Annotated in this window: 20 protein-coding genes; 15 read left to right on the top strand and 5 right to left on the bottom strand. The window is 47.1% G+C overall.

Annotated elements, in window-relative coordinates; all coding sequences use genetic code 11:
• Positions 1 to 37: 37 nt before the first annotated feature.
• From dinG to ku, 3 genes are all read left to right on the top strand, one after another.
• A complete protein-coding gene (gene dinG, locus DNHGIG_RS18850; RefSeq protein WP_282201051.1) occupies positions 38 to 2,917 on the top strand; it encodes an ATP-dependent DNA helicase DinG in 2,880 nt (959 codons plus the stop codon).
• Positions 2,918 to 2,986: 69 nt separating this feature from the next.
• Positions 2,987 to 3,613 (top strand): redox-sensing transcriptional repressor Rex, encoded by a 627-nt coding sequence (locus tag DNHGIG_RS18845; protein WP_282201480.1) that lies wholly within the window; start codon positions 2,987 to 2,989, stop codon positions 3,611 to 3,613.
• 104 nt (positions 3,614 to 3,717) lie between these two features.
• Positions 3,718 to 4,569, top strand: a complete 852-nt coding sequence (gene ku, locus DNHGIG_RS18840) for a non-homologous end joining protein Ku (RefSeq protein ID WP_282201050.1) — start codon at positions 3,718 to 3,720, stop codon at positions 4,567 to 4,569.
• Positions 4,570 to 4,576: 7 nt separating this feature from the next.
• Here the strand turns inward: ku and ligD are convergent, their stop codons facing one another.
• Positions 4,577 to 5,524, bottom strand: coding sequence for a non-homologous end-joining DNA ligase (gene ligD / locus DNHGIG_RS18835; RefSeq protein ID WP_282201049.1), 948 nt, complete (start codon positions 5,522 to 5,524; stop codon positions 4,577 to 4,579).
• A gap of 122 nt (positions 5,525 to 5,646) precedes the next feature.
• On the opposite strand from ligD, the gene DNHGIG_RS18830 reads away from it, so the two are divergent.
• Together DNHGIG_RS18830 and ald are read left to right on the top strand one after the other, a co-directional pair.
• The gene (locus DNHGIG_RS18830; RefSeq protein ID WP_282201048.1) at positions 5,647 to 7,350 is read left to right on the top strand and encodes a pyruvate oxidase; all 1,704 of its coding nucleotides are present in this window, start codon (positions 5,647 to 5,649) and stop codon (positions 7,348 to 7,350) included.
• 111 nt (positions 7,351 to 7,461) lie between these two features.
• Entirely contained in the window at positions 7,462 to 8,583 is a 1,122-nt protein-coding gene (gene ald, locus DNHGIG_RS18825; protein WP_282201047.1) for an alanine dehydrogenase, read from the top strand.
• A 120-nt stretch (positions 8,584 to 8,703) separates the two neighbouring features.
• Here ald and DNHGIG_RS18820 read toward each other — a convergent pair whose 3' ends face one another.
• Positions 8,704 to 9,693, bottom strand: a complete 990-nt coding sequence (locus tag DNHGIG_RS18820; protein WP_282201046.1) for an NAD(P)H-dependent flavin oxidoreductase — start codon at positions 9,691 to 9,693, stop codon at positions 8,704 to 8,706.
• 399 nt (positions 9,694 to 10,092) lie between these two features.
• On the opposite strand from DNHGIG_RS18820, the gene DNHGIG_RS18815 reads away from it, so the two are divergent.
• From DNHGIG_RS18815 to DNHGIG_RS18800, 4 genes are all read left to right on the top strand, one after another.
• Positions 10,093 to 10,992 (top strand): fumarylacetoacetate hydrolase family protein, encoded by a 900-nt coding sequence (locus DNHGIG_RS18815; protein WP_282201045.1) that lies wholly within the window; start codon positions 10,093 to 10,095, stop codon positions 10,990 to 10,992.
• 57 nt (positions 10,993 to 11,049) lie between these two features.
• Positions 11,050 to 12,384 (top strand): nickel pincer cofactor biosynthesis protein LarC, encoded by a 1,335-nt coding sequence (larC, locus tag DNHGIG_RS18810; protein ID WP_282201044.1) that lies wholly within the window; start codon positions 11,050 to 11,052, stop codon positions 12,382 to 12,384.
• 116 nt (positions 12,385 to 12,500) lie between these two features.
• The gene (locus DNHGIG_RS18805; RefSeq protein ID WP_282201043.1) at positions 12,501 to 13,286 is read left to right on the top strand and encodes an enoyl-CoA hydratase-related protein; all 786 of its coding nucleotides are present in this window, start codon (positions 12,501 to 12,503) and stop codon (positions 13,284 to 13,286) included.
• 205 nt (positions 13,287 to 13,491) lie between these two features.
• A complete protein-coding gene (locus DNHGIG_RS18800; protein WP_282201479.1) occupies positions 13,492 to 14,448 on the top strand; it encodes a P1 family peptidase in 957 nt (318 codons plus the stop codon).
• A 454-nt stretch (positions 14,449 to 14,902) separates the two neighbouring features.
• Here DNHGIG_RS18800 and DNHGIG_RS18795 read toward each other — a convergent pair whose 3' ends face one another.
• Positions 14,903 to 16,120: an acyltransferase gene (locus tag DNHGIG_RS18795; RefSeq protein ID WP_282201042.1), complete on the bottom strand. Its 1,218-nt coding sequence runs from the start codon at positions 16,118 to 16,120 to the stop codon at positions 14,903 to 14,905.
• A 177-nt stretch (positions 16,121 to 16,297) separates the two neighbouring features.
• Here DNHGIG_RS18795 and DNHGIG_RS18790 point away from each other — a divergent pair, with 177 nt between their 5' ends.
• Entirely contained in the window at positions 16,298 to 16,588 is a 291-nt protein-coding gene (locus DNHGIG_RS18790; protein WP_282201041.1) for a YciI family protein, read from the top strand.
• Positions 16,589 to 16,625: 37 nt separating this feature from the next.
• On the opposite strand, the gene DNHGIG_RS18785 is transcribed toward DNHGIG_RS18790, so the two are convergent.
• Together DNHGIG_RS18785 and DNHGIG_RS18780 are read right to left on the bottom strand one after the other, a co-directional pair.
• Positions 16,626 to 17,579, bottom strand: a complete 954-nt coding sequence (locus DNHGIG_RS18785) for an aldo/keto reductase family protein (RefSeq protein WP_282201040.1) — start codon at positions 17,577 to 17,579, stop codon at positions 16,626 to 16,628.
• A gap of 226 nt (positions 17,580 to 17,805) precedes the next feature.
• On the bottom strand, positions 17,806 to 17,940 hold the full coding sequence (locus DNHGIG_RS18780) for a hypothetical protein (RefSeq protein ID WP_282201039.1): 135 nt from the start codon (positions 17,938 to 17,940) through the stop codon (positions 17,806 to 17,808).
• A 251-nt stretch (positions 17,941 to 18,191) separates the two neighbouring features.
• Here DNHGIG_RS18780 and DNHGIG_RS18775 point away from each other — a divergent pair, with 251 nt between their 5' ends.
• From DNHGIG_RS18775 to DNHGIG_RS18755, 5 genes are all read left to right on the top strand, one after another.
• The gene (locus tag DNHGIG_RS18775; protein WP_282201038.1) at positions 18,192 to 18,623 is read left to right on the top strand and encodes a dual specificity protein phosphatase family protein; all 432 of its coding nucleotides are present in this window, start codon (positions 18,192 to 18,194) and stop codon (positions 18,621 to 18,623) included.
• Positions 18,624 to 19,493: 870 nt separating this feature from the next.
• Positions 19,494 to 21,017, top strand: a complete 1,524-nt coding sequence (gene hutH, locus DNHGIG_RS18770) for a histidine ammonia-lyase (RefSeq protein WP_282201037.1) — start codon at positions 19,494 to 19,496, stop codon at positions 21,015 to 21,017.
• A 56-nt stretch (positions 21,018 to 21,073) separates the two neighbouring features.
• Positions 21,074 to 21,991 carry a cysteine synthase A gene (gene cysK, locus DNHGIG_RS18765; RefSeq protein WP_282201036.1) on the top strand — a complete coding sequence of 306 codons (918 nt, stop codon included), beginning with the start codon at positions 21,074 to 21,076 and terminating at the stop codon, positions 21,989 to 21,991.
• 558 nt (positions 21,992 to 22,549) lie between these two features.
• A complete protein-coding gene (locus DNHGIG_RS18760) occupies positions 22,550 to 24,775 on the top strand; it encodes a DEAD/DEAH box helicase (RefSeq protein WP_282201478.1) in 2,226 nt (741 codons plus the stop codon).
• On the top strand, positions 24,772 to 25,149 hold the full coding sequence (locus DNHGIG_RS18755; RefSeq protein WP_282201035.1) for a DUF309 domain-containing protein: 378 nt from the start codon (positions 24,772 to 24,774) through the stop codon (positions 25,147 to 25,149). Before DNHGIG_RS18760 ends, DNHGIG_RS18755 begins: the two co-directional genes overlap by 4 nt.
• Positions 25,150 to 25,190: the final 41 nt, after the last annotated feature.

Raw genomic sequence — 25,190 nt, 5'->3', positions numbered from 1 at the left:
ATTTTCGTTCATTTCTTCAACTCCGAGGTGATTGACCATGTCGGAGACATACGTGGTACTTGATTTCGAGACGACGGGTTTTTCTCCCAAGCGTGATCAGATCATTGAGATAGGCGCTATTCGCATTGAGAACGGTATCATAACGGATACATTTCATACCTTGATTCAACCGGGATGCAAGATTCCGCAAGTGATAAGCGACTTGACCGGCATTCGCGACGAAGACCTGAGCGAAGCACCCGGAATCGAAGACGTGTTACCCGATTTGCTTCGTTTTCTTGACGGAGCTGTCGTGGTCGCTCACAACGCTTCTTTTGACTTGGGTTTTTTGAACCATACACTTGAAGAAAACGGGTATCTTCCCTATTCGGGATGGTATATAGATACGGCAGAGTTGGCCCAGATTTTATGGCCGCGGGAGACGTCATACGCCTTAGAGGCTTTGAGCCGAAATCACGGACTTCATCATGAGCGGCCTCACCGAGCATTATCCGATGCAAAAGTTACGGCTGAGATATTTTTGAGGTTGATGAATCGGGGGAAGGAGTTACCCCTCTTAGTCCTGCAGCAGATCTGTGCACTGATGGAGGCGGCAGGATGGGAGTTATACCCTTTATTTGCTAAGTGGATGGAAGATCCGCTAAAGCTTCAGCGCGCGGATGTTCCCGAAGATTGCAGTGTGATTGAACAATTGATGCATCGAGTCGTCGAAGTCCCGGAGAATGACAGGAAAGAAGGGGAAACATCCGATTCATTCAATCAGGATCAAGTCGTACAGATACTTGCGAATGGAGGCCCTCTGTCCCGTCTTTATGATCATTATGAAGAGCGTCCTGCCCAGTTATCCATGATTCGCATGGTCGCACGTGCCTTTCAGGAACGAAAACACGGGATGATTGAAGCGGGGACGGGGACGGGCAAATCGCTCGCCTATCTGGTTCCAGCCATCTATTATGCGAAGACAAGTGGCCAGCGTGTCATCGTCGCAACGCATACAATCAATCTACAGGAACAATTAAAAGAGCGGGATATCCCCTTATTGAAGAAAATTCTTGATTTTCCTTTTGAAATATCCGTTTTTAAAGGGCGCAATAATTATGTCTGCATGCGTAAAGTCGCGACGGGCATCAATAGCTTGGGCTTGATGGACGACAGGGAGGAGCGCAAATTCTTCCTTCGCATGTTAACGTGGTTGATTGAAACGGAAGCGGGGGATCGGGAGGAACTCACGTTATACGGCCAGCAGGCGGAACATTGGCATCGCGTGATGAGTGATGCCAATTCCTGTATCAACAAACAGTGTCCCTGGTTCAAAAACTGTTATTATCATAAAGCGAAGGCACGAGCGCAACAGTCAGATGTGGTGATCACGAACCATTCGCTTATTTTTACGGATATCAAAGCGGAACATAACGTCTTGCCGGGTTTTACGCATCTTGTCATCGATGAAGCCCATCATTTGGAAGATGAAGCCACACGCCATTTAGGGGACGAGGCGAATTATTTTCAATTGACAGGCGCGTTGAATCGTTTGGCGCGCGATCATAAAAACGGACTTCTCGTACAACTGCAAAAATATATTTTGTCTGAAGGAGAAGGAAGTATGTTTTCTTCCCTGCTCGGCCCGATCGAACGGATGCGCGAGCAGGTTTCGGTCGTGCGCACACATGTGGAGGAATTGTTTCGTCTCATTCATACCTTTACGTTACAGCATGCCTCAAATCAAGACGCGGGTCGTTTCGTTCTCCGCATCCGTGGAGAATTTGTAGAGAAAGAGGAATGGGAAGGAATTCTTTCCGCTTTCTCGAACTTTCAAACCGAAGTCACCACCTTGCGAAACACGATGAAAAAGTTGGAAGATCAGTTGGACGACTTGCCTACCGACGATTTAATTATAGGAATGGTTACCGATATTACGGGCCAAGTGAGAGAAGTGGATCGCCAGTGGTCAACGATGGCCAAATTTTTTAAAGGTGCAGGAGAGGAACAAAATGCGGTTCTATGGATTGAGGCGGAAGAGAAAAGCACAAGGCCCGTCGCTTATCTCTATACGGCGCCGATTCATGTAGGGCCTCTGTTACACGAGTTTCTTTATAATAAAAAAGAGTCGGTGGTTCTGACATCCGCCACGCTGACAGTGAATCAGACTTTCAAGTATGTGGCGGATCGTTTGGGTTTAACGGCGAGTGAGGAGAATGGCAGGCTCTTGACACTTGCTCTGGAATCGCCGTTTGATTATAAAAAACAGGCATTGTTGTGTGTTCCGTCCGATGTGATGCCAGTACGCGACGTTCCGGAAGAATCGTTTGTCGCCTCTTTGAGCGAGTCGATCACTGCGCTCGCCAGGATCTCGCAGGGAAGGATGCTGGTATTGTTTACATCGCACCGCATGTTACGCGATACGTATTTGTTGGTCAAGCCGAAGCTTGCGGAACACGGGATTCAGTTATACGCGCACGGAATCGACAGTTCTTCCAGACATCGCTTAGTGGCCGAATTCCAAAGGCATCCTCGCGCAGTTCTCTTTGGTGCAAACTCCTTTTGGGAAGGGGTGGATATTCCAGGTGAAGATTTGTCTTGTTTGGTCATCGTGCGTTTGCCTTTCTGGCCCCCGAACCACCCTGTAGTCGCCGCACGTACGGAAGCGCTGGAAGCGGCGGGAAAGAACGCATTTATGAGCTATTCGGTTCCTCAGGCGATCGTTCGATTCAAACAAGGGTTTGGCCGACTCATTCGCTCCAAACGAGATGTCGGGGCGATCGTCGTCTATGATCGGCGCATCATTGATGCTAGATATGGCAGGCATTTTATCCGTTCGCTTCCGGGGCCTTGGTTTTATCAAGGGACAGAGCGCGAAATCTGGAAAGTGATTTACAATTGGTTGAAGAAAAAAGAGGTCGAGTCTCACGAACATTAATTACAGATCAACAGGAATTACCTTTGTTATAAAGAAATATATAAAATAATAAAAAAGGGGGGGAATCATCTGCAACAAAAAAAAATCAAGATCTCTGAAGCTGTCGTTGGTAGATTACCTATTTATTTACGTTACTTACAACATTTGCAAGATATGAATATTAAAAAAGTTTCCTCTCATGAACTAGGGCAAAAGTTAGATATGAACCCGGCCCAAATTCGCAAAGACTTGGCTTATTTCGGCGAGTTTGGGAGGAAAGGGATTGGTTATGAAGTATCCTATTTAATATCGAAAATCAAAGAGATTTTAAAGATTAACCGGCATATAAATGTCGGCCTCGTCGGGGCGGGCCATCTTGGGATTGCATTGTCAAACTATAACCGATTCACCCGTGAAAAGCTGTCGATTGCCGCCATCTTCGACGCGGATCCAAACAAATGGGGGATGTCGGTTGGTCATCTGAAAGTACAACCGGTCTCCGAGTTACAGGAGACTGTCAAAGAGAAAGATATAAAAATGGGAATTATTACGGTACCTGCTACCGAAGCGCAGAAAGTCGTCGATCAATTGATCGCTGCAGGAGTTACTGCGATCTTAAACTTTGCTCCCGCAACGTTAAAGGTACCTTCACACGTCCATCTACGGAACGCGGATTTGACAACTGAATTACAATCACTCGCGTATTATGTGGATTAACAGACAGGCCACCCACCATCGGTTGGGAGTGGCCTGTTATTATTTTTCTCGTTCTCGCGCAAGATAAACGTACAAAACTACTTGATGAGAACGGGGGATCTTTCATGCATACGATGTGGAAAGGATCGATCTCTTTTGGGTTAGTGAATGTACCGATTAAGATGTATGCGGCTACCGAGAACAAAGATGTGACTTTCCGTTATCTTCATAAAGAATGCCATACACCGATCAAATATGTCCGCATGTGTCCAAATTGTAACCGAGAAGTCGAATGGGATGAGATCGTGAAAGGTTATGAATATCAGCCTGGGCAGTATATACTTTTTGAAGAAGAAGAGCTGAAGGAATTGGCGCCCGGAAAGGAGAAAACGATCAATATCGTTGAATTTGTTGATCTGAAAGAAATCGATCCTATTTTTTTTGACAAAAGTTATTATCTGGTATCCGATGAAACGGGCAATAAAGCTTACTCGCTTCTGCGGAATGCGATGCGGGAAACGGGCAAAATAGCGGTCGCCCGCATGACACTGAGAACCAAGCAGAATCTCTGTGTGATTCGCTGTTATGAAAACGTATTGGTTCTGGAATCGATTTTCTATCCGGATGAAGTGCGGTCTACCGCTTTGCTTCCGCAACTACCTGAAGTTTCGATTGAAGAAAAAGAGATGCAAATGGCGACTCAATTGATCGAACAATTATCCGTTCCTTTCGATCCGACAAAGTATACGGATGATTATCGTAATCGCCTTCTCGAAGCGAAGGTGCAAGGACAAGAAATCGAAGTGACTCCGGAACCCGCACAGGGGCGCGTGGTCGATCTGATGAAAGTGTTGCAAGAAAGTTTGCAACAAACGCGCGGACGTAAGCCTGAAGATCAATCCCAATGGCAAAAAGCGGTCGGCGATGAACAAGAAGGGAAGCAACCGCGCCGCAGGAGAAGGCGAGCGAATACATAAATACATCTTATTTTAATTGTCCCCTTATTTTACATTCCCGCACAGGTACTTCGATAAACCCTTGGATGGAAGGTTGACGTAGGGAACGACCTTCCTTCCATTCCGAATATTTTATTTTCACTGTAATAACCGGTTGAACCCAGAATGCATCCGAATATCTTTCCGGTTTGTTGACAAAAGGGCGTTCTTTGACGACGAGCGGTTTTAAGATTTCAGTCAGAGCTCTCCATTCCTCGCGAGATATCTTCCCGGTTCCCGTGTGGCCGATGTACCAGAGGTTTTCTTCATCGTCGTAGAGTCCTAACAAAACGGAATTGACAACTCCGCCGCTTAACGTGAAGCCGCCGATAACCGCATGGAGATCCCGATAATTTTTGATCTTCAGCCAAAGATCTTTCTTCTCTCCGATTACATAGGGAGAATCCGCTCTCTTAGCTACGATTCCTTCCATTCCGTGTTGCCGCATCACGTCGAACAGTTCTTTCCCATGATCATGAGACGAAACCAATTGCACATGAGGATGAGAGCGAATGATCTTCGACAGGATTTCGCTCCTTTCATGCAAAGGCAGACGGTTTAACCAATCACCGTCCTTATAAATGATATCGAAGATCATGTAAGTCACAGGCACGACTTTTTGCATGCGTTTCACTTTTTCCAGCTGGCGAATGCCGTCCCTTCGCATCACTTCATGGAAGGAGGGCTTACCGTCCGATCCAAGTGCGATGATTTCGCCATCCAAGATGACGGAATCAGCTTGACAGTATGATCGAACATCTAAGATTTCCGGAAAATGCATGGTTCGCTCATTCAATTTCCGGTTATACAGGCGGACTTCACGACCATCGAAATAGGTTAACACGCGGACACCATCCCATTTTATTTGTGCTATCCAGTTTTCCCCATTGGGGATGATTTCGCTGCTCACAGGCTCCATGGGTATGATCGGTTTCATTGTTCACCTCAGGCGGATAAGATTCATACAGCTTAGTTTAACCAATGAACGGGTCTTACTTTGTATCCTTTTCCCTCGCTTGTACAAAATATTGTTAGCTGATGAAAAAGGAGGAGAATGGGGTGTTTCGGAAAACTGCGGGGGAAGTACTCATCGATTTGTTAATTGAATGGGGCGTTGATCACATTTATGGAATGCCCGGGGATTCGATCAATTCCATCATCGAACCGCTCAGGAAGGCGCAGGACAAAATCAAATTCATCCAGGTTCGTCATGAGGAAGCGGGTGCTTTAGCAGCTGCTTCGTATGCCAAATTGACCGGGAAAATCGGTGTTTGCATGGCGATCGCCGGGCCTGGTGCGGTTCATTTGCTCAATGGTTTGTATGATGCAAAACTGGATCGGGTTCCTGTTTTAGCGATTACAGGGCAGGTTGAATCTGACTTATTAGGGACAGATTTTTTTCAGGAAGTCAATTTGGAGAGGATGTTTGATGACGTAGCCGTTTACAATCAACGGATCATGTCTGCAGAACAACTGCCGGCTGTCGTCAATCAGGCGATCCGGATGGCTTATACGAAACGGGGGGTGGCGGTATTACCGTTTCCGGACGAGATTCCTCGATTTGAGGTGGGAGCGGAAGCCCGTTTTACCAGCTCTTTTTTTACGATGCCTGAATTGTTTCCTAGGGAATTTGATTTGGAAAAAGCGAAAATTGTCTTACGTCAAGCCGAAAGACCGGTCATTCTCACCGGAAAGGGGGCTAAGGGGGCGAGAGATTCTTTGATCGAATTTGCCGATCATATCGCGGCTCCGATCGTCTTGACACTTCCAGCGAAAGGCGTCATTCCGGATGAGCATCCGTATTGTATCGGAGGGTTAGGTCTCATCGGCACGAAGCCGGCATATGAAGCGATGAGAAATGCAGACACATTGATCATGGTCGGTACCTCTTATCCGTTTACCGCTTTTTTGCCCGAACGTGCGAAAACGATTCAAATCGATACGGATCCAGTACAGATTGGTAAACGATACCCAGTTGATGTAGGTCTTGCCGGCGATGCGAACAGAACCCTGAAATGGTTAACGCAGCAACTAGACAAACGTCATGATCGTACATTCTTGGAACACCATCAAAAATTAATGAAGGAATGGTGGGAGACACTTGATCGACAGGAGAAAGATCTTTCAGTTCCCATCAAACCGCAGCGGGTGATTCATGCGTTGCAGAAGGTTGCGAAGGACGATGCGATTCTGTCAGTCGATGTGGGAAATGTCACCGTTTGGATGGCTCGCCATTTTCGAATGAGAAACCAACAATTTGTTATATCCAGTTGGTTGGCGACACTCGGTTGCGGATTGCCAGGTGCAATTGCCGGTAAAATCGCGTTTCCCGATAAACAGGTGTTTGCAGTCTGCGGCGATGGCGGATTCGGGATGACGATGAACGATTTTGTTACGGCCGTCAAATATCGATTGCCGATCGTGGTTGTCGTTCTCAATAACCATAAAATTGCGATGATCAAATTCGAACAAGAGGTCATGGGGAACGTCGAATTTGGTACAGACTTGACGAATCCAAACTTTGCAAAATACGCGGAAGCCTGTGGTGGCATCGGATATCGAGTGGAACGACCGGAGGAACTGCAGCCAGCATTTGAAGACGCCGTCTCACAAAAGAAACCCTGCATCATTGATGTGGAAGTAGATGCCAATGAGGCACCAATGCCGGCCAAAATTACGTTTGGTCAAGCGGCCGGCTTTCTCAAGCACATGCTGAAAGAATTGTTTGAGGAGAGAAAGCTCGACCTCCCTCCCTTGCGATAACATAACCGTCTCATGTTAGGATTTCAAGCGAATCAAAAGTCCGGAATACCAGGTCTCGAAAAAGCGAAAAATAGGTAAGAAATCAAAAGGGATGGGGGCTGAAACTTTTTTATGAAAATCGGGATTCCAAAGGAAATCAAAGCGTATGAAAATCGTGTGGCAATGACCCCTAGAGGGGTAGAACATCTGATCAAAAAAGGTCACCAAGTCATGGTAGAACAAGGAGCAGGCGTTGGAAGCGGGTTCGAAGATGAGCAATATGTGGCGGTTGGCGCGGAAATCGCAATGGATGCGAAAACGGTGTATGAATTTGCGGACATGATAGTGAAAGTTAAGGAACCTTTACAGTCGGAATATATGATGTTTAAAAAAGATCAAATTCTGTTCACTTACCTTCATCTTGCAGCTGATCAGCCGCTAACCGAAGCATTGATGAAATCCGGTGTAAAAGCAGTCGGCTATGAAACAGTAGAACTTCCCAACGGTTCTCTGCCGTTACTGGAACCGATGAGCGAAGTTGCCGGTCGCATGGCTCCGCAAATCGGCGCGCACTTTTTGGAAAACGCCCATGGCGGTCGGGGAGTTTTACTCGGAGGGGTACCAGGAGTTTCACCGGGTAAAGTTGTGGTCATCGGTGGCGGGACGGTTGGAGCAAACGCGGTTCAAATCGCTTTGGGCCTCGGTGCGCATGTCACCATTCTCGATATCAATGCAGAAAGACTCCGCTGGTTTACTTCGTCATTTCGTGGCGCGAATCTAGAAACGGTCATGTCAACACCGTTTTCCATTGCTGAGGCCGTTGCAAAAGCGGATTTGGTGATCGGTGCCGTTTTGATTCACGGGGCAAAGGCACCGAAACTGGTAACCGAGGAAATGGTAAAAAGTATGAAAAAAGGTTCCGTGATTGTTGATGTTGCTATTGATCAGGGGGGATCTGTGGAAACGATTGATCGTGTGACCACACACGAGAAGCCGACATACGAAAAGCACGGAGTTGTTCATTATGCGGTCGCCAATATTCCAGGAGCGGTCGCGCGTACATCGACATTAGCTTTAACGAACGTAACCCTGCCTTATATCGAATTAATCGCAGAGAACGGACTGGAGAAAGCGATAGAGAAAAACAAAGCTTTGCAAAAAGGCGTGAACGTTTATAATGGTGAAATTGTGTATCCGGCTGTTGCGGAAGCTCACGGCTTGAGCTCCAGTCAGTTAAAGGTGCCGATGGCATAATTTTGAGCGGCATCACGAATATACTCGATACAAAAGCATACGGCTTTTGCCAGGCTCCTGCCAACGTATATGGCAGGAGCTGTCTTTTTGAATACACATAAGGGTGTGATTCACACGCACTCAAACATTTTCTGCGACGTTATCGGCGAAAACCGTTTGCATGAACCCGAGGGATACTGAGACTTCTCTTGCTTCGTGTGCGAGTTTTCTGACAACATCGCTTGCGCTCTCGATGGATTCAATAAGCCCGACTGCTTGTCCGCAGTTCATCCATCCTTCATCCACTCGTCCTTCAATTGCAGCGATTCTGTTATTAACGCCCCGGATATACGGGAGGAGTTCCTCCACGGTCGGTTGTGTTTTTTCAAATTCGAGGATTTGTTCTGCAAAAGGTGATTTCAATACACGGGTGGCTCTGCCGATACTCCGCTCCATCACGACTGTGGCATCATCGCCAGCATGAACCAGCAAATTCTTGTAATTCTCATGGGCCTCACATTCTTTTGTGGCAACAAAGCGTGTACCTAATTGCACGCCTTCCGCTCCCAGCGCGAAAGCTGCAACGATGCCTTGACCGTTCACGATGCCGCCTGCGGCAACGACAGGGATTTGCACGGCGCGGGAGATTTGCGGGATCATACTGAACAATGTAAGTTCAAGCGGGCTATTATGTCCCCCAGCCTCGAATCCTTCACAGATGATGATGTCGGCTCCTGATTCTTGGGCTTTTAACGCGTGCTTGACAGACCCTGTCAGCACCATGACTTTCAATCCTGCTTCTTTAAAAATCGGAATGTACGGTTTCGGGTTGCCGGCGGAGATACTGATCGCTTTGAAACGCTCTTTGTTTTGCAAAATCGTCTCCACGACAGGATTCATATCCGAGTGTTCGCTGATCGGCAAATTGATCCCGAGTGGTTTATCCGTACTTTCACAAGCGATTCGTATCTGCTTTTTTAAGTTATCGATCGACCGTCCGGCAGTTCCGATTTGTCCCAATCCTCCGCCGTTAGATACGGCGGCTGCCAGTGCCCCGTTCCCTACATAGGCCAATCCCCCTTGAATGATCGGGTATTTGATGCCCAACAGTTCACAGACGCGATTTTTCATGAAAATTCCTCCATCAGTGTCAATGTTGCAAATCATCGATTGAACGTAATCTATGTTCATATGTTAGTATAACATTTCTTAGATTCTGGTTATATATTTGAAAATTCCAAACTATCGTTGTTCGTCAAAATCAACTATGTTATATTAAAGAAATGAAAACTGAATTTTATAATTTAGAACATTTGTTGCTTCTCTCACTACGAACGTAACAATAGTATGAAGTGTGAAAGATTAAGAAAAAAGAAAGTTCTTGATCATTACGGAAACATCGATGAGTGGTTAGATGCATGCATTTCGGAAATAGGCAGACTTCACGAAATCGATGAAGAAAGAGGGATTGGGATTATCTGCGTCTCTCATATGAGCAAAACGACCTGAGTACATAAAGGGGAGAATAAAGTGAAATTATTGACATTTCATTCAGAAAGCGGTCTGCAACTGGGCGTCAAGACGGATCGTGGCATTTTGCATGTAGCAAATGCGATACGTTCCCTTCACGCGAATGAGAATCTTCCGCAAACGCTTGAACAGGTGCTTGAAGGTGAGGATGGAGCGCGCGAAGCATTTGCCGCTTTTGTTCAACAAGCGCAAATAGATGGAAATGATGACATCTTTGTTGATGAGAATGAATTGAAACTTGGACCATGTGTGCCGAATCCCGGTAAGATCATTTGTATAGGTTTGAATTACCGCAAACATGCGGAAGAAACCAATATGCCCATCCCAGAGCACCCTGTGCTGTTTAACAAGTTCGCCAATGCGATTGCCGCACACGGAGACATGATCGATCTTCCTTCTGATGCGGAACAATTTGATTATGAAGCCGAACTGGCAATAGTCATCGGGAAAAAAGCGAAACGGGTCGCCAAAGATGACGCACTCGATTATGTGTTTGGTTACTGCAATGCGAATGACCTCTCTGCGCGCGATTTGCAATTTCGTACAAGCCAATGGCTTCTTGGAAAAAGCATTGATAATTTCTGCCCGATCGGACCTTATCTGGTAACCTCCGATGAAGTTGGGAATCCGAATGCACTTGGGATCCGATGTTATGTTAACGGTGAGCTACGACAAAATTCGAACACGTCCGATATGATTTTTCATTGTGATGAAATCATCAGCTATATTTCGCGGTATGTGACACTGCTTCCGGGAGACATCATCTTAACGGGAACGCCCGAAGGTGTCATTTTGGGCTTCCCAGAAGAACGACAAGTATGGCTGAAGGATGGCGATGAAGTCACGGTTGAGATCGATCGATTGGGACGGTTGACGAACCGGATGGGGAAGGGGATTTGACCCCCTTCTGTGCTGGACCGCGATGATTCAGCAACTGGTAATGGAGGCGAGGATAGAATGAATACATTGTACTTGGATTGTCACTTCGGAATCTCCGGGGACATGACGCTGGCAGCCCTCATCGACCTTGGGGCGGATCTCGATTACATCGAGAATCATTTAAAGTGCCTGCCTATCGATCCGTTTTCTATGCGAGTACATACTGTCGTCAAACAGGGAATCACTGCAAAAAAATTGCAACTGCAATTCGGGGCGTATGAGCACCAACATGAACACCAACATGAACACCAACATGAACACCAACATGAGCATCATCATGAGCATCATCATGAGCATCATCATGAGCATCATCATGAGCATCATCATGAGCATCATCATGAGCATCATCATGAGCATCGAAGGGCGGCCGACATTCTCGCGATGATCAGGGAAAGTGATCTTCCTCCGCGAGTGAAACAGCGAAGCATTGCAGTTTTTCAGGCAATTGCTGAAGCGGAAGCGAAGATCCACGGGATCGATGTGCGAGACGTACATTTCCATGAAGTGGGAGCCATGGACTCCATCATCGATATTGTCGGTGTATGTCTTGCGTTGGAGAGTCTTAACATCGATGAGATCTACTCGTCACCGGTGTCTGCCGGATATGGGTTTGCCCCTATGGCACACGGTTTGTATCCGATTCCTGCACCAGCAACGGCGGAACTCTTAGTAGGGATCCCGTTGACCGACCTACATGTTCAAGGAGAGTTAACGACCCCGACGGGTGCCGGATTTTTAAAAGCGTTGGTCAAAGCGTTTGGTCCTCTCGCCTCGATGACAATCGAACGCATTGGATACGGAGCCGGTGAGAAGGACTTCAATCATCCGAACGTACTGCGAGCATTTTTGGTAAAAAAGGCGAAAGACATGACTGAAGGAACGGATCAGATCGGAACGGGCGAACACAGTGAACAGATTTTCGTTCTCGAAACTCAGCTTGACGATATGACGGGAGAATCGCTCGGGTATACGATGGAAAGGCTTTTTGAGGCGGGGGCGCTCGACGTCTTCTACACGCCGGTATATATGAAGAAAAACCGCCCGGGGACTCTGATAACGGTGCTCGTTTCCCCAGAAGCGGCTGAACGATGTGAAGATGTCTTACTTTTGGAAACGACAACTCTTGGGATTCGTAGAAGCCGATGGACTCGCCGTATATTAGAACGGGCATTTCATACAATTGAGACTCCATACGGGCCCGTCAGGGTTAAGCAAGCGTTAATGGAAGGCCGTCTTGTTCACCGGGCTCCGGAATATGAAGACGTTGCAAAGGTAGCACGTGAAAACGGAATTGCTTTTCAGACGATCTATCAAGCGGCACTGCTTGAAGATGAACGGTGTACAAATACGTGAATAAAATCAATCCCTTGATTCAAAATCGGGGGATTGATTTTTTTTCTGAAATAAATTCCAAATAAAGATATAATGGAGGTGTGATACATGAGAGAAGAGGAAAGGGAAATTGAGAAATGGCTGGAGATTTCGTCTATTTGCAAAAGCACGGGGAAATCGCTACGATTTTTTTTAATCGTCCCGAGAAGCGAAATGCGTTGAATCTTGACATGTGGCTTTCCATTCCTGAACTCATGCAACAATGTGAGGAAGACGAGAATGTAAAAGCGGTGATCTTTCGCGGTGTGAATGAAACGGCTTTTGCTGCTGGCGCTGATATCAGCGAGTTGCAAGCATTAAGCGCGGATAGAGATAAAATCAGACATTTTAATCAAGCGACACTTGACGCGGAAAAGGCGATCATGAGTTTGTCCAAGCCGACTATCGCACTTATCCAGGGATATTGTGTCGGCGGAGGTTGTGAACTCGCGGTTGCGTGTGATCTTCGTTTTTCCGATGAAAATGGAAAATTTGCCGTCACGCCGGCGAAGCTCGGTCTCGTTTATAACTTACCGGCAACCAAAAATTTAATAGACTTGGTCGGCCCTTCAAAAACGAAGGATATTCTTTACTCGGGTCGTTTGCTGGACGCGGAAGAAGCTTTACGGATTGGCTTGATCGACCGGATCTACAATTCCCAAGAAATCGTTGAAAAAACGTATTCCTATGCGAGCATGATCTGCAAGAATGCCCAGTACTCCGTTCGGGCAGCTAAGTATATCGTAGGCAAGGTCTTGGAAGGTACGACTGAAAATACGGAAGAGATTACTCAACTCGTCCTCCGGTCGTTTGAAACATCGGATCATCAAGAAGGAGTACAAGCATTTTTAGAAAAAAGAAGTCCACGGTTTACGTATTCTTGATTATATGAGCAGAGAGTGGTTTGTTTAAACGAGCAGTCTTCATGACTTTGGAACATCTCACGGTGGGTGAGGTTGTCGTCTTCAAACGGTTTGCCGCTAGTGATCGTATCCATTTTCGTTACACTCACTGTTGTTTCTGCATGGAAGCGACTAGGATCTGTCGGAAGCAAAAAATTGAAAGTATCGGGTGATTTTTATAATGGAGATGACCTATACGATCGTGGATGTCCCCGGTATTAAAGTGGGACATGCACAAAATGAAGCGGCGTTGACAGGATGTACGGTCGTTCTGACTGAACACGGTGCGGTTTGCGGTGTGGATGTCCGGGGATCGGCTCCGGGGACGCGTGAAACGGATCTTTTGTGTCCCACAAATCTCGTCGATCGCGTCCATGCGATTTGTTTAAGCGGTGGGAGTGCTTATGGACTGGATGCAGCAAGCGGTGTGATGAAATATCTTGAGGAGCGGGGTTATGGTCTGGATGTAGGATTTGAAGTTGTTCCCATCGTTCCTGCGGCCGTTTTATTCGATCTTGCGATAGGTGATCCCAATGTTCGTCCGGATGCCCGGATGGGATATCAGGCTGCCGCGGCTGCGACAACGAGAGCGGTTAAGTTGGGGAATGTTGGGGCTGGCTGTGGAGCGACAGTCGGAAAAGCGGGCGGTTTTCACAGAGCGATGAAGAGCGGCCTGGGTTCATCAGCACGTAAGTACCCCAACGGGTTAATCGTGGGGGCGATCGTAGCGGTGAATGCAGTTGGAGAAGTTCGTGATCCATCGACAGGAAAGATTCTTGCGGGCGCATTGGATGATGAGGGAAACATCAGAGAAAGTACAAGCTGGATGTTGGAGCAGTCTTTCACTCTGATTCCAGGAACGAATACGACAATCGCAGTCGTGGCTAGCAATGCAACGCTTACGAAAACGCAAGTGAACAAAGTAGCGCAAATGGCGCATGATGGACTTGCTCGCTCTATTTATCCAGTGCACACGATGTATGACGGGGATACCGTTTTTGCTCTCTCTACCGGTGGAATCGAAGCACCGGTTGATCTGGTAGGGGCACTTTCAGCGGAAGTGCTGGCGGAAGCGGTCGTACGGGCCGTTATGGAAGCGGAAGGAGCGGGAGGTTTGCCGGCCTATCGTGATTTGCTGAAATAACAGTACAGATTATCTATGTAGCCACTCATTTGCTAGGGGCGCCATCAGAGGATGGAAAGTTTCTTATGCGGCAAATAAGTTTAAAACTGCCACAAACAATGGAGTACTTTTGGGTGGATGATATCACTTTGCAGCGCAGAGGTGAGTTGAAGGTCGTTCCGCAACCTCTGTAAAGAATCCCGGCGGGACGACCTTCATCGAACCCAAGCATAAAGCGATACACCCACCCAAGCACTAGTTTTCAAAGTAGTCCCCCATGCCGCAAGCGGCGCCATCAGATGATGAAAAGTGTCTTCGAATGGGCGTAATGCTTTGCGTGAGACAGCGACTTTGGAGGTTGTCTCGCCACATCTGATCATTGTTCCATGCGAGACGACCTCCACGGAGCGCGAACGCAAAGCATACGCCCGCCAAACTACACATTTTCAAGGTAGGAAGACATATCCTAATGTTCCTATTTCTGTTCCATCATATTTTTCGTTGTGTGTAAAGAATGAAATGGTAATTGCGGCAACTGTCTTTTGATCCGAGCTGTTCCCACCATCCAGGAGAGAACAGGTATGGTTCGTAAAAAATGTGATAAGAAATACGATCCCGCTAATCCCATGATGATGGTCAGTACGACCTGTGTGATATGGGGTACATGCGCAAGTTTCAAAAATGGAACCCCATACGATTCAAAGGCAAAGATCATAATGGGGTGGATCAAAAAAATCCCGAAAGATTCATGAGCCATTTTTTGCAATGTCAATTGGACGGTTGGGTGGAATGAATGAATATGAAGCGCCCAATAGTACAATCCTGCGATGACAAACAGTGTATATATAAACATTGTTGGTTTTAAAACATCTATTTTGGTTGCAAAAGCAAATACACCATGCACCACATGAACCTCATAGTCGCTAAAAAACAAGGTAATAAAAAGTAATGCTCCTGCAATAAACCATTTATGATAACGTGAGATGATCGTTCTCCACGTCGGTAAATAGACAGCAGCAAAGGCTCCGAGGATATAGTATCCGTAATAGGAAAACCACAGGCGATCCCGATGCACGATCAAGTCCGTTAAGATCGGTTTTAACGCGTCAGGACAAATGTTCCACGTTCGTGGATCGAGACCATGATTGATCCCCCAATAGAACCATCCCATAAGTGCTGTGTAGCTGATTCCACTAAAGATCAACCAACGTTTCGGATGATTCATTCGTTTCACAAAGTAAAGCAGGAGAGGGAAGATCAAATAAAACTGAACGGTTACAACCACGTAGTACAGATGATAAAATGCATCACCCGTTAGTACTGCTTGCACGGAAGTTAACAGATACGCTTTAAAATTGTCAGCCTTCGGGATCGCCCCAAAATACATAGAAAAAGCCACATAGAAAAATGACCAAAGTATATACGGGATAACGATGGCACGAGTTCTTTTCCACAAAAACGTTCGATACTGAAACGTCCGGTTTAAATAATTGTAGACCAGCACAAAACCGGTTAAAAACATAAATATTTGCCTGGAAAAGCGAAAGATGTAGATCGTGAAGCCGTCGATCACATGCAAAGGACTTTGCGCTGGAACATCAGTATAAAAGAAACCTAAAACATGAAGTGTCACAACGCAGATGATTGCCCATCCGCGCATATAGTCCAATTCATGTACCCGTTTGCGTTGCATCGGATCACCGACCATTATTGAGTGTATTGAAGTACTTTGAATATACCGTTCAAATACGGAACAATTATGGAAAAGAGTTTTCTATTTATTAGAAACCAGTTACAATAAATAATAACTCTATAATACTATAAGCTATTTATGCGGAAAGTGAAAAATCTTGGACAATGGGGGACGTTTATGTTTTTGTTACTCGTCAAATATGTGAAACCTTTGGAAGAGGTAGAAGCAGTTTTGGAAGCTCATAAGAAGTGGCTGGATACATACTATCAGCAATCAAAGTTTATTGTTTCCGGGCGCAGGAATCCGAGGGTGGGTGGCGTTCTCCTTGCTCATGGTGTTACAGAATCAGAAGTGAAACAGATGATCAGTGAAGATCCGTTTGTTAAAAATCAGTTAGCGGAATATGAGATTATAGAATTTACTCCAACAAAATATGATCAACGGTTTGCGTGCTTTGTCAACGAATAAACCGCTTCGCTCGTTCGAGCGAAGCGGTTGATCTTATTTAAGCCAGAATTTCTTCAATTTCGCCCAGAATTTCTTCCGAGAGTGTAATGCCTGAAGCTTTCACGTTTTCTTCAACTTGCTCTGGACGCGTTGCGCCCACCAACGCACTCGCTACATTGGGTTGGCGTAGAACCCAAGCGAGGGCGAGCTGAGCGAGAGACAATTCCGCTTTTTGTGCGACGCTGCGCAGTCGTTCGACTTTGGACAGTACCTCTTCATTCATGTAGCGCTGGATCTTGTCTTGAACTTCCGGTGTAGCGGCGCGAGAGCCGGCAGGAGCAGGTTGTCCAAGTTTGTATTTGCCAGTCAACACCCCTTGGCCGAGTGGAGAGAAAACGACTTGCCCGATCCCGGCATCTTCACAAAGAGGAATCACGGCATGCTCAATATAACGATTAAACATATTATAGATCGGCTGGCTGGCAACGATCTTATGTAACCCCAATTCACGCGTCAGGCGAACGGCATCGGCTATCTGATGGGGTTGCCATTCACTAATCCCGGCATAGAGCACTTTACCTTGGCGAATCAGATCATCGATCGCCCGCAACGTTTCTTCCAAATCGGTCTCGGGGTCATAGCGATGGCAGTAGAAAATATCTACATAATCCGTCTTAAAAGCACGCAGACTTTTTTCGACTTCACTGATAATATGTTTCCGGCTTAACCCACGGTCATTTGGTCCGTCTCCCACCGGCCAGAAAGCTTTCGTTGTTAGCACATAACTTTCCCGCGGAAAATCCCGCAGGGCTTCTCCCAACACTTCTTCAGCCGCATGTGGTGTGGCACCATACATATTTGCACAGTCGAAGTGGTTTATACCGAGCTCATATGCCTTATGTACACAAGAGATCGCTTGTTCGCGCTCGGTGACTGTACCGTATGTCAACCAACTGCCCAACGCGATTTCAGAAACTTTGAGTCCGCTTTTCCCTAAACGACGATATTCCATAACATGGCACCTCCTAGTAAATATTATATCAATATTAAGTTGTCAGAGACTAGAATTCAACCTTTTTCCATATTGATCACGAAAAATTCTTGTAATTCTCTGCGGATGAATCTTTTTTCTTGAGTCACAGTCAGGCTTTCATTTCACAATCTGAACCTTGAATATGTGGCGATACCATGAAAAAAGGCCTGCAAAAGCAGACCTCTTGTTGTACTATTGATCAGCGTTACTTCACCCCTTCGATGGTGAAGTCACCGAAGGTCGTTCCGTGTTCATAGTCTTTGATATGGTGTTTATAAACGATGAGGTTGTTTTCTTTTAGAAAATTTGAAAACTCTTTATCAGACATGAATGATTCCAATTTGTGACCTCCCTGCATGGAAAATCCCCATTTCACGGATGTATCATCAGGGAACGAATCGAATTTTTCCAGGGGTATCGAAACGCGGATCAAGCCCTCACATTCCTTTCTATCAAGATCTTCTTACGTTAGCTTGGTATTTGGAGGACAAGATTATGCGGGGAGTCTTTCTTTTGAAAAGGAACAAGACATGCACTTTTTACATACACCATATAGTATTGTGCGATATTGAATGGTGAGGGGAAGAGTCTATGGACATTAGCGAAATCATTCCCGGAATCTTATATGCGGGAGAGCGTGTGGACGAAAAAGGGTGGATGACCCTCGCGCAGCTTCATGTGAATGGAATTGTCAATCTGAGCAAGAAAGAAGACGTTCCCCCTGACTGGATCTCTCCGTTGCGAGTGCTTCGTTTCCCGCTCGGAAATAAAGAAAAGCCGTCAGTAAACCGTTTACGACAAGCGGTTGAGGAAACGATCCGATGGCTGAACGATGGATATATTATCTATGTTCATGATGTGGCGGGAAAAAATCGTTTGGGCTTTTTCCTCACGGCACTTTTTATGCGAATGTATCATCTTTCATGCGAGAAAGCTTTACGCACTGTGAAACAAATAAGGCCGGTATTGTCACCACGTCGCCAATTCTTGCAGGTCCTAAAGGAGTATGAACAAACACTTTGAGATCCATAGACTTCCATTTCATTGGCTTCACATTCTGGAAACCATAAATCGGTTCTCATGGCACATATATATCCTTTTTGGGAATTCGATTACGTGTTTCCATTGAGGGGCCAAAAATGTATATCCCGGTTCGGCGATTAAACTTCCTGGCGTCTCCGGTACGAATCAACCCTCGATTCGTCCGTCTGTCGTTTCTGCGGAACATCTAGCCACTGAAACCGTTCATGGACAAGCTTCATCGAACCCAAGCGCAAAGCGATACACCCACCCAAGCACTAGTTTTCAAGATAGCTCTCCATGCCGCAAGCGGCGCCATCAGAGGATGAAAAGTGCCTTTAGGTTGGCGTAATGCTTTGCGTGAGACAGCGACTTTGGAGGTCGTCTCGCTTCCTTTCGGATGTAAAAGGGTATATGCATTGCGCGTAATAGCGACTTTGAAGGTCGTCTCGCAACATATGATTATGATTCCATGCGAGACGACCTTCACGGAGCATAAGCGCAATGCATATACCCGTTGAAACGACCTACACGGAACTCGAACGCAAAGCATACGCCCGCCAAACTACACATTTTCAAGATAGCATTGGTTCAACCTCAAGAGAGACTAAATTCGTATGATGAACATTCGATAATTTTGCGCAATGAATTATAATTAAAACGCGATAAAACGAGTGAAGCAAATGACCGTTGCGGAGATCCATTTTTTAGAATACAATAACTAATAACAAGGAATGTAAAGGTTGGAGAGGCATATGTACCGATTGAAACGGCACGACCGAACATATGTCTATAAAAAACAAGGGCTGTATGGAAGTGAATCTTCCGTACAGCCCTTTTATTTTGCTAAAGTAAGAAAGGAGTTAAACGAACATGATCATTTTGGATGGTTCCACGCTGACGGTAGAAGATGTAACCCAAGTAGCTTGTGAAGGCAAAAGGGTAGGCATATCTCATGAGGCTTTGAAACGTGTAACCCAATGCCGCGCACGTGTTGAGCAGATCATTCAGAATCATGAAACGATCTATGGTGTCACGACCGGTTTCGGAAAATTTGCGGATGTTCTCATTCCTGCAAATGAAGTCGAGACTCTTCAAGCGAATCTGATCCGCAGCCACGCTTGTGCGGTCGGAGAAGAATTGCCGCCCGATGTTGTCCGTGCCATGATGGTTCTTCGGGCCAATGCATTGGCGAAAGGTTATTCGGGGATTACTGTTGAAACATTAAGTATGCTTATCGAATGTCTGAATCAGGATATCCTACCAGTAATTCCGGCACAAGGATCATTAGGTGCGAGCGGAGACTTGGCGCTCCTTTCTCATTTGGCGTTATTGCTGATGGGGGAGGGAAAGGCTGTGTGGAAAGGGAAGAAAATGCCTGCCGCAGAAGCGCTCAGACAGGCAGGGTTGAAACCGATTCGCTTGCAGGCGAAAGAAGGGTTGGCACTCATCAACGGCACGCAAGCGATGACCGCGATCGGGGTTTTGACGTTTGCGCGTGCCGAAAGATTGGTCAAGATGGCAGATGTGATTGCCGCGATGACCCTCGAGGTATTACGAGGCATTCCGGAAGCGTTTGACGAAGCCGTTCAAGATGTCCGGCCGTACCCTGAGCAAGCTGCGGTGGCAGCAAATCTGCGCGATCTCCTGTATGGATCGAAACTCACGACGCGACAAGGGGAAGTGCGTGTGCAGGACGCTTACTCGCTTCGTTGCATTCCGCAAGTTCACGGTGCCATCCGGCAGGTACTCACGTATGTAGGCGAAAAATTGGCGATTGAAATGAACGCAGCCACCGATAATCCACTCATTTTCGCTGATTCAAACAAGGTGATCTCCGGCGGCAATTTCCACGGACAACCGATTGCGTTTGCAATGGACTTTTTAAAGATCGGTATGAGCGAATTGGCGAATATCTCCGAAAGGCGTTTGGAGAGGATTGTGAACGCGCAATTATCGGGAGGTCTTCCGCCGTTTCTATCGCGGCGTCCCGGTGTCGAGTCGGGCATGATGATCGCGCAATACGTGGCGGCATCGATCGTCTCTGAAAACAAAGTTTTGTGCCACCCGTCGAGCGTGGATTCGATCCCTTCGTCCGCGAACCAAGAAGACCATGTCAGTATGGGTACCAATGCTGCCCGCCACGCGGCGAACGTGGTCGAAAACGTGGCGCGAGTACTCGCCATCGAACTGATCGGTGCATGTGAGGCAGCGGAACATCGAGGGAGTGATCGCCTCGCGCCCGCAACCCGCGTTTTGTATGATGCAGTACGCGAGAATGTACAGCCTCTCATACAGGACCGCTCGATTACGGGCGATATCGAATATGTCGCTTCACAATTAAAGGAAGGGGTCTGGTTGAGACGTGTGGAGAAAGTAGTTCCGCTCATTTGTTAATAGCCCCTCATGTCGCAAGCGGCAGATTGAAACGGACGGATGAAAGGAGAGAATACATGATCCACGAAAATATTACGGATCTGATCGGGAAAACACCGGTGGTTCGTTTGCAGCGCATGGTACCGCAGCGTTCGGCAGACGTGTATGTCAAATTGGAGATGTTCAATCCTTCGCGCAGCGTAAAAGACCGTGCCGCATTCAATATGATCCTGATGGCTGAAAAGATGGGCCTGATACGCAAAGGGGATACCATCATCGAACCGACCAGTGGCAATACGGGAATCGGTTTGGCGATGAACGCCGCGGCGAGAGGATACCGCGTGATTCTCGTGATGCCGGATAATGCAACACAAGAGCGGATCAATCTTCTGAAAGCATATGGCGCGGAAGTCGTACTCACGCCAAGCGGTCAGCGGATGCCGGGTGCCATCGCTAAAGCGAGGGATCTGCAAAAACGAATCCCGGGAAGTTTTATACCCATGCAATTTGAAAACAAGTCGAATCCGGATATCCATCGCAGGACGACCGCACTGGAAATCTTAGAACAGATGGATGGACGGTTGGATGCTTTCGTCGCGACGGCTGGTACGGGCGGCACGATAACGGGAACAGGGGAAACCCTGAAAGAAAAGTTGCCGCATTTGCATATCGCCGTCGTGGAACCGAAAGGATCTCCTGTTTTATCCGGGGGGCAACCGGGTCCTCATAAATTGGTGGGAACCAGTCCGGGTTTTATTCCACCTATTCTGAACCGGAACGTGTTTGATGAGATCATACAAATTTCCGACGAGGATGCTCTGTCGACAGTCAAACATCTGGCACGGAAAGAAGGGATCTTTGTCGGCCCTTCATCAGGCGCTTCCGTCTTTGCTGCCATCGCCGTGGCCAAACGTCTGGGAGCCGGCAAGAAAGTGCTCTGCATGGCCCCTGATACAGGCGAACGATATTTAAGCATGAGCTTCTTCGATGAATAGCAAGGTAGTCCCCCATGCCGCACATGCCGCAAGCGTGACCATTGAGAATATGAAAACTTTCATCGAACCCAAGCGCAAAGCGATACACCCACCCAATCACTCATTTTCACAGTAGCCCTCCATACCGCAAGCGGCGCCATTAGATAATGAAAAGTGTCTTTAGGTGGGCGTAATGCTTTGCGTGAGACAGCGACTTTGGAGGTCGTCTCGTTTCCATTCTGGCTGGTAAGGGGTATATGCTTTGCGCGTAATAGCGACTTTGAAGGTCGTCTCGCGACATTTGATTATGGTTCCATGCGAGACGACCTTCACGGAGCATGAGCGCAAAGCATATACCCTATGAGACGCCTCCACGGAGCGTGAACGCAAAGCATACGCCCACCAAACTACACATCGATTGAACGCATGCCTTCACAGGAGCCATGCGTTTTTCTTATAAAGGATTTTGTATTACAAGCAGCGAATATAAGTATTCATGGAACATCTGTTCTCGTGAAGGGATGAAAAAGCTTGAATATCGATTTGTTACTGGACGAGTGGAAACGCAGCGAATCGTTTATGCAGAATGTTACCCATTGGGAGGTATTTCCGGGCCAGCAAGCGGTTTATGCCGATTTTCCTGCACATATGGATCGGCGCCTTATCGATTCCCTCATGAAAAAGGGGATTCGCAAGTTGTATTCGCATCAGGCGGAGGCGTTCACAAGGGTCAAACGGGGAGAAAACGTGGTCGTTGTAACCCCGACCGCATCGGGGAAAACACTGTGTTACAATTTGCCGGTGCTTGACCGGATCTTGCAAGACCCGTCGGCACGTTCGCTTTATTTGTTTCCGACTAAAGCGCTCTCGCAGGATCAGATGAAGGAATTGCATGAGACGGTCGAACATCTCGAGCAAAACATCAAAACATTTACGTACGATGGTGACACCCCCGTCACGGCAAGACAAACGATCAGACAAGCCGGTCATATCGTGGTGACAAACCCGGATATGTTGCATTCCGGAATCTTACCGCATCATACGAAATGGGTGAAGCTGTTTGAGAACTTAGCATTTGTCGTGATCGATGAGATTCATATGTATAGGGGAGTATTCGGCTCGCATGTTGCCAACGTGATACGCCGTCTGAAACGAATCTGCAAATTTTACGGTTCACGACCGCAATTTATCTGTTGTTCGGCAACGATCGCGAATCCGCGTGAATTGGCTCAGGAGCTTTTCGATGAAGAATTTGTCTTGTTGGATCGTTCGGGAGCTCCACGGGGAGAACGGCATTTTATTTTTTATAATCCTCCCGTCGTGAACCGGCAGTTGGGGATCAGGCGCAGTTCTTTGTTAGAGTCACGTAAGATCGCGACACAATTGCTGACAAATGATATCCAGACGATCGTATTCACGAAATCAAGGACGCAAGTGGAGGTCTTGCTCACTTATTTGCAGGAAACGACGAAGGGTGTCATCCCTCGTCAAGCGGTGCGCGGCTATCGGGGAGGATATTTGCCGAACGAACGCCGGGAGATCGAACGAGGGCTTCGCAATGGTGAGGTCAAAGGGGTCGTAAGTACAAATGCGTTGGAGTTAGGCATCGATATCGGCAGTTTGGAAGCTTGTGTGATCACGGGCTACCCGGGGGCGATCGCCAGCGTATGGCAGCAAGCGGGCCGGGCGGGACGTCGTCAAGGCAAGTCTGTGACCGTTCTCGTTGCTTCATCGTCGCCTTTAGATCAATATATCATTCAGCACCCGGAATATTTTTTTAAAGGTACACCCGAGCACGCATGGGTTCATCCGGAAAATCTCATCATTCTCGTGGATCATTTGAAATGCGCGGCATATGAGTTGCCTTTTGAAGCGGGTGAGACTTTCGGAGTGGCCACGACGGAAGAAATCCTGGATTTTTTGGCAGAAGAACGCATCTTAAACAAAGCGAAAGATGGGCGTTATTATTGGATGAGCGACAGTTTGCCAAGCCACGAAATTTCCTTGCGTTCAGCCGCACAGGAGAATGTTTTAGTTATCGATATGACGGAAAAAAACCGGGTGATTGGCGAAACAGACCGGTTTAGCGCTCTGACCACGCTGCATGAAAAAGCGATCTATATCCATGAAGGTGTACAGTATCAGGTAGAAAGATTGGATTTGGAAAATGGCAAAGCTTTCGTTCGCAAAGTGGATTGTGACTATTACACGGATGCTGAACTGGCTGTCAATCTACGGGTGCTCGATGAGTTTCGCGGAGAGCAGGAAGGTTGCATTCGGCATGGGTTCGGTGAAGTGATGGTCAACGCGTTGCCCACAATCTATAAAAAAATCAAGTTTGATACTCATGAGAATCTCGGCTGGGGGCAGATTCATCTGCCGGAAACAGAGATCCATACGCTTTCCTACTGGATCGCCTTCACGGAATTGCCCAAGCGTGAATGGAGCAAAGAAGAGGTCGAAAGCGGATTGATTGGTTTGGCAAACTTGTTAAAAGGCGTGGCTCCCTTATACTTGATGTGCGCGCCTGGCGACATATACGTGCATCCGCAAGTCAAAGCGCCGCATACGAAAGCACCAACGGTGTTTCTTTATGATTCCTATCCAGGCGGAATCGGGCTTGCAGATACGTTCTATAGATTACGGCAGCAGATCTTTCAGACCGCGCTGGAGATGGTGAAAGACTGCCCGTGTGAATCGGGATGCCCTTCCTGCGTGGGCCCGAAGGAGTTGGTAGGGGAAAGCGGAAAGGAGATCACCCGGGAATTATTGCAAATCGTTGCGCATGAGGGGGTGATGGTATGAATGACCAGGTGCGCGAATTCGTGCGCTTATTCAATGAAGAACAGGATTTTTACGAGTGTCATGAACTGTTTGAGCTCGCATGGAAGGCGGAAACGGAAGAACCCTTGAAGTCTTTTTACAAAGCGATGGTACAAGTGGCGACCGCACAGTTTAAAATAAGGCAGGGATATTTGAACGGTTTTCGTAAATTGTACAGCTATTGTTCTGATGTTTTACGTGAACTGCCTCCGGTGTATCAGGGGATTGACATGGTGAAACTTCGTCATGATTTTACGGAGCAATTGCGCAAATTGCCGCAAGATGATTTTATTGAAGAGGGAACCTATGCGCAATATGGTCTGGATTTTCTCAAACTCCATGTGATTGACTTTTGAAAAACCTGTACAAAAGGGAGGGCAACTCCTTTTAAGTAAGG

This window comes from Collibacillus ludicampi, assembly GCF_023705585.1.
GTDB lineage: Bacteria > Bacillota > Bacilli > Tumebacillales > BOQE01 > Collibacillus > Collibacillus ludicampi.
The sequence above is the reverse complement of the archived record's forward strand: the minus strand, read 5'-3'. Positions and strand labels throughout refer to the sequence as shown.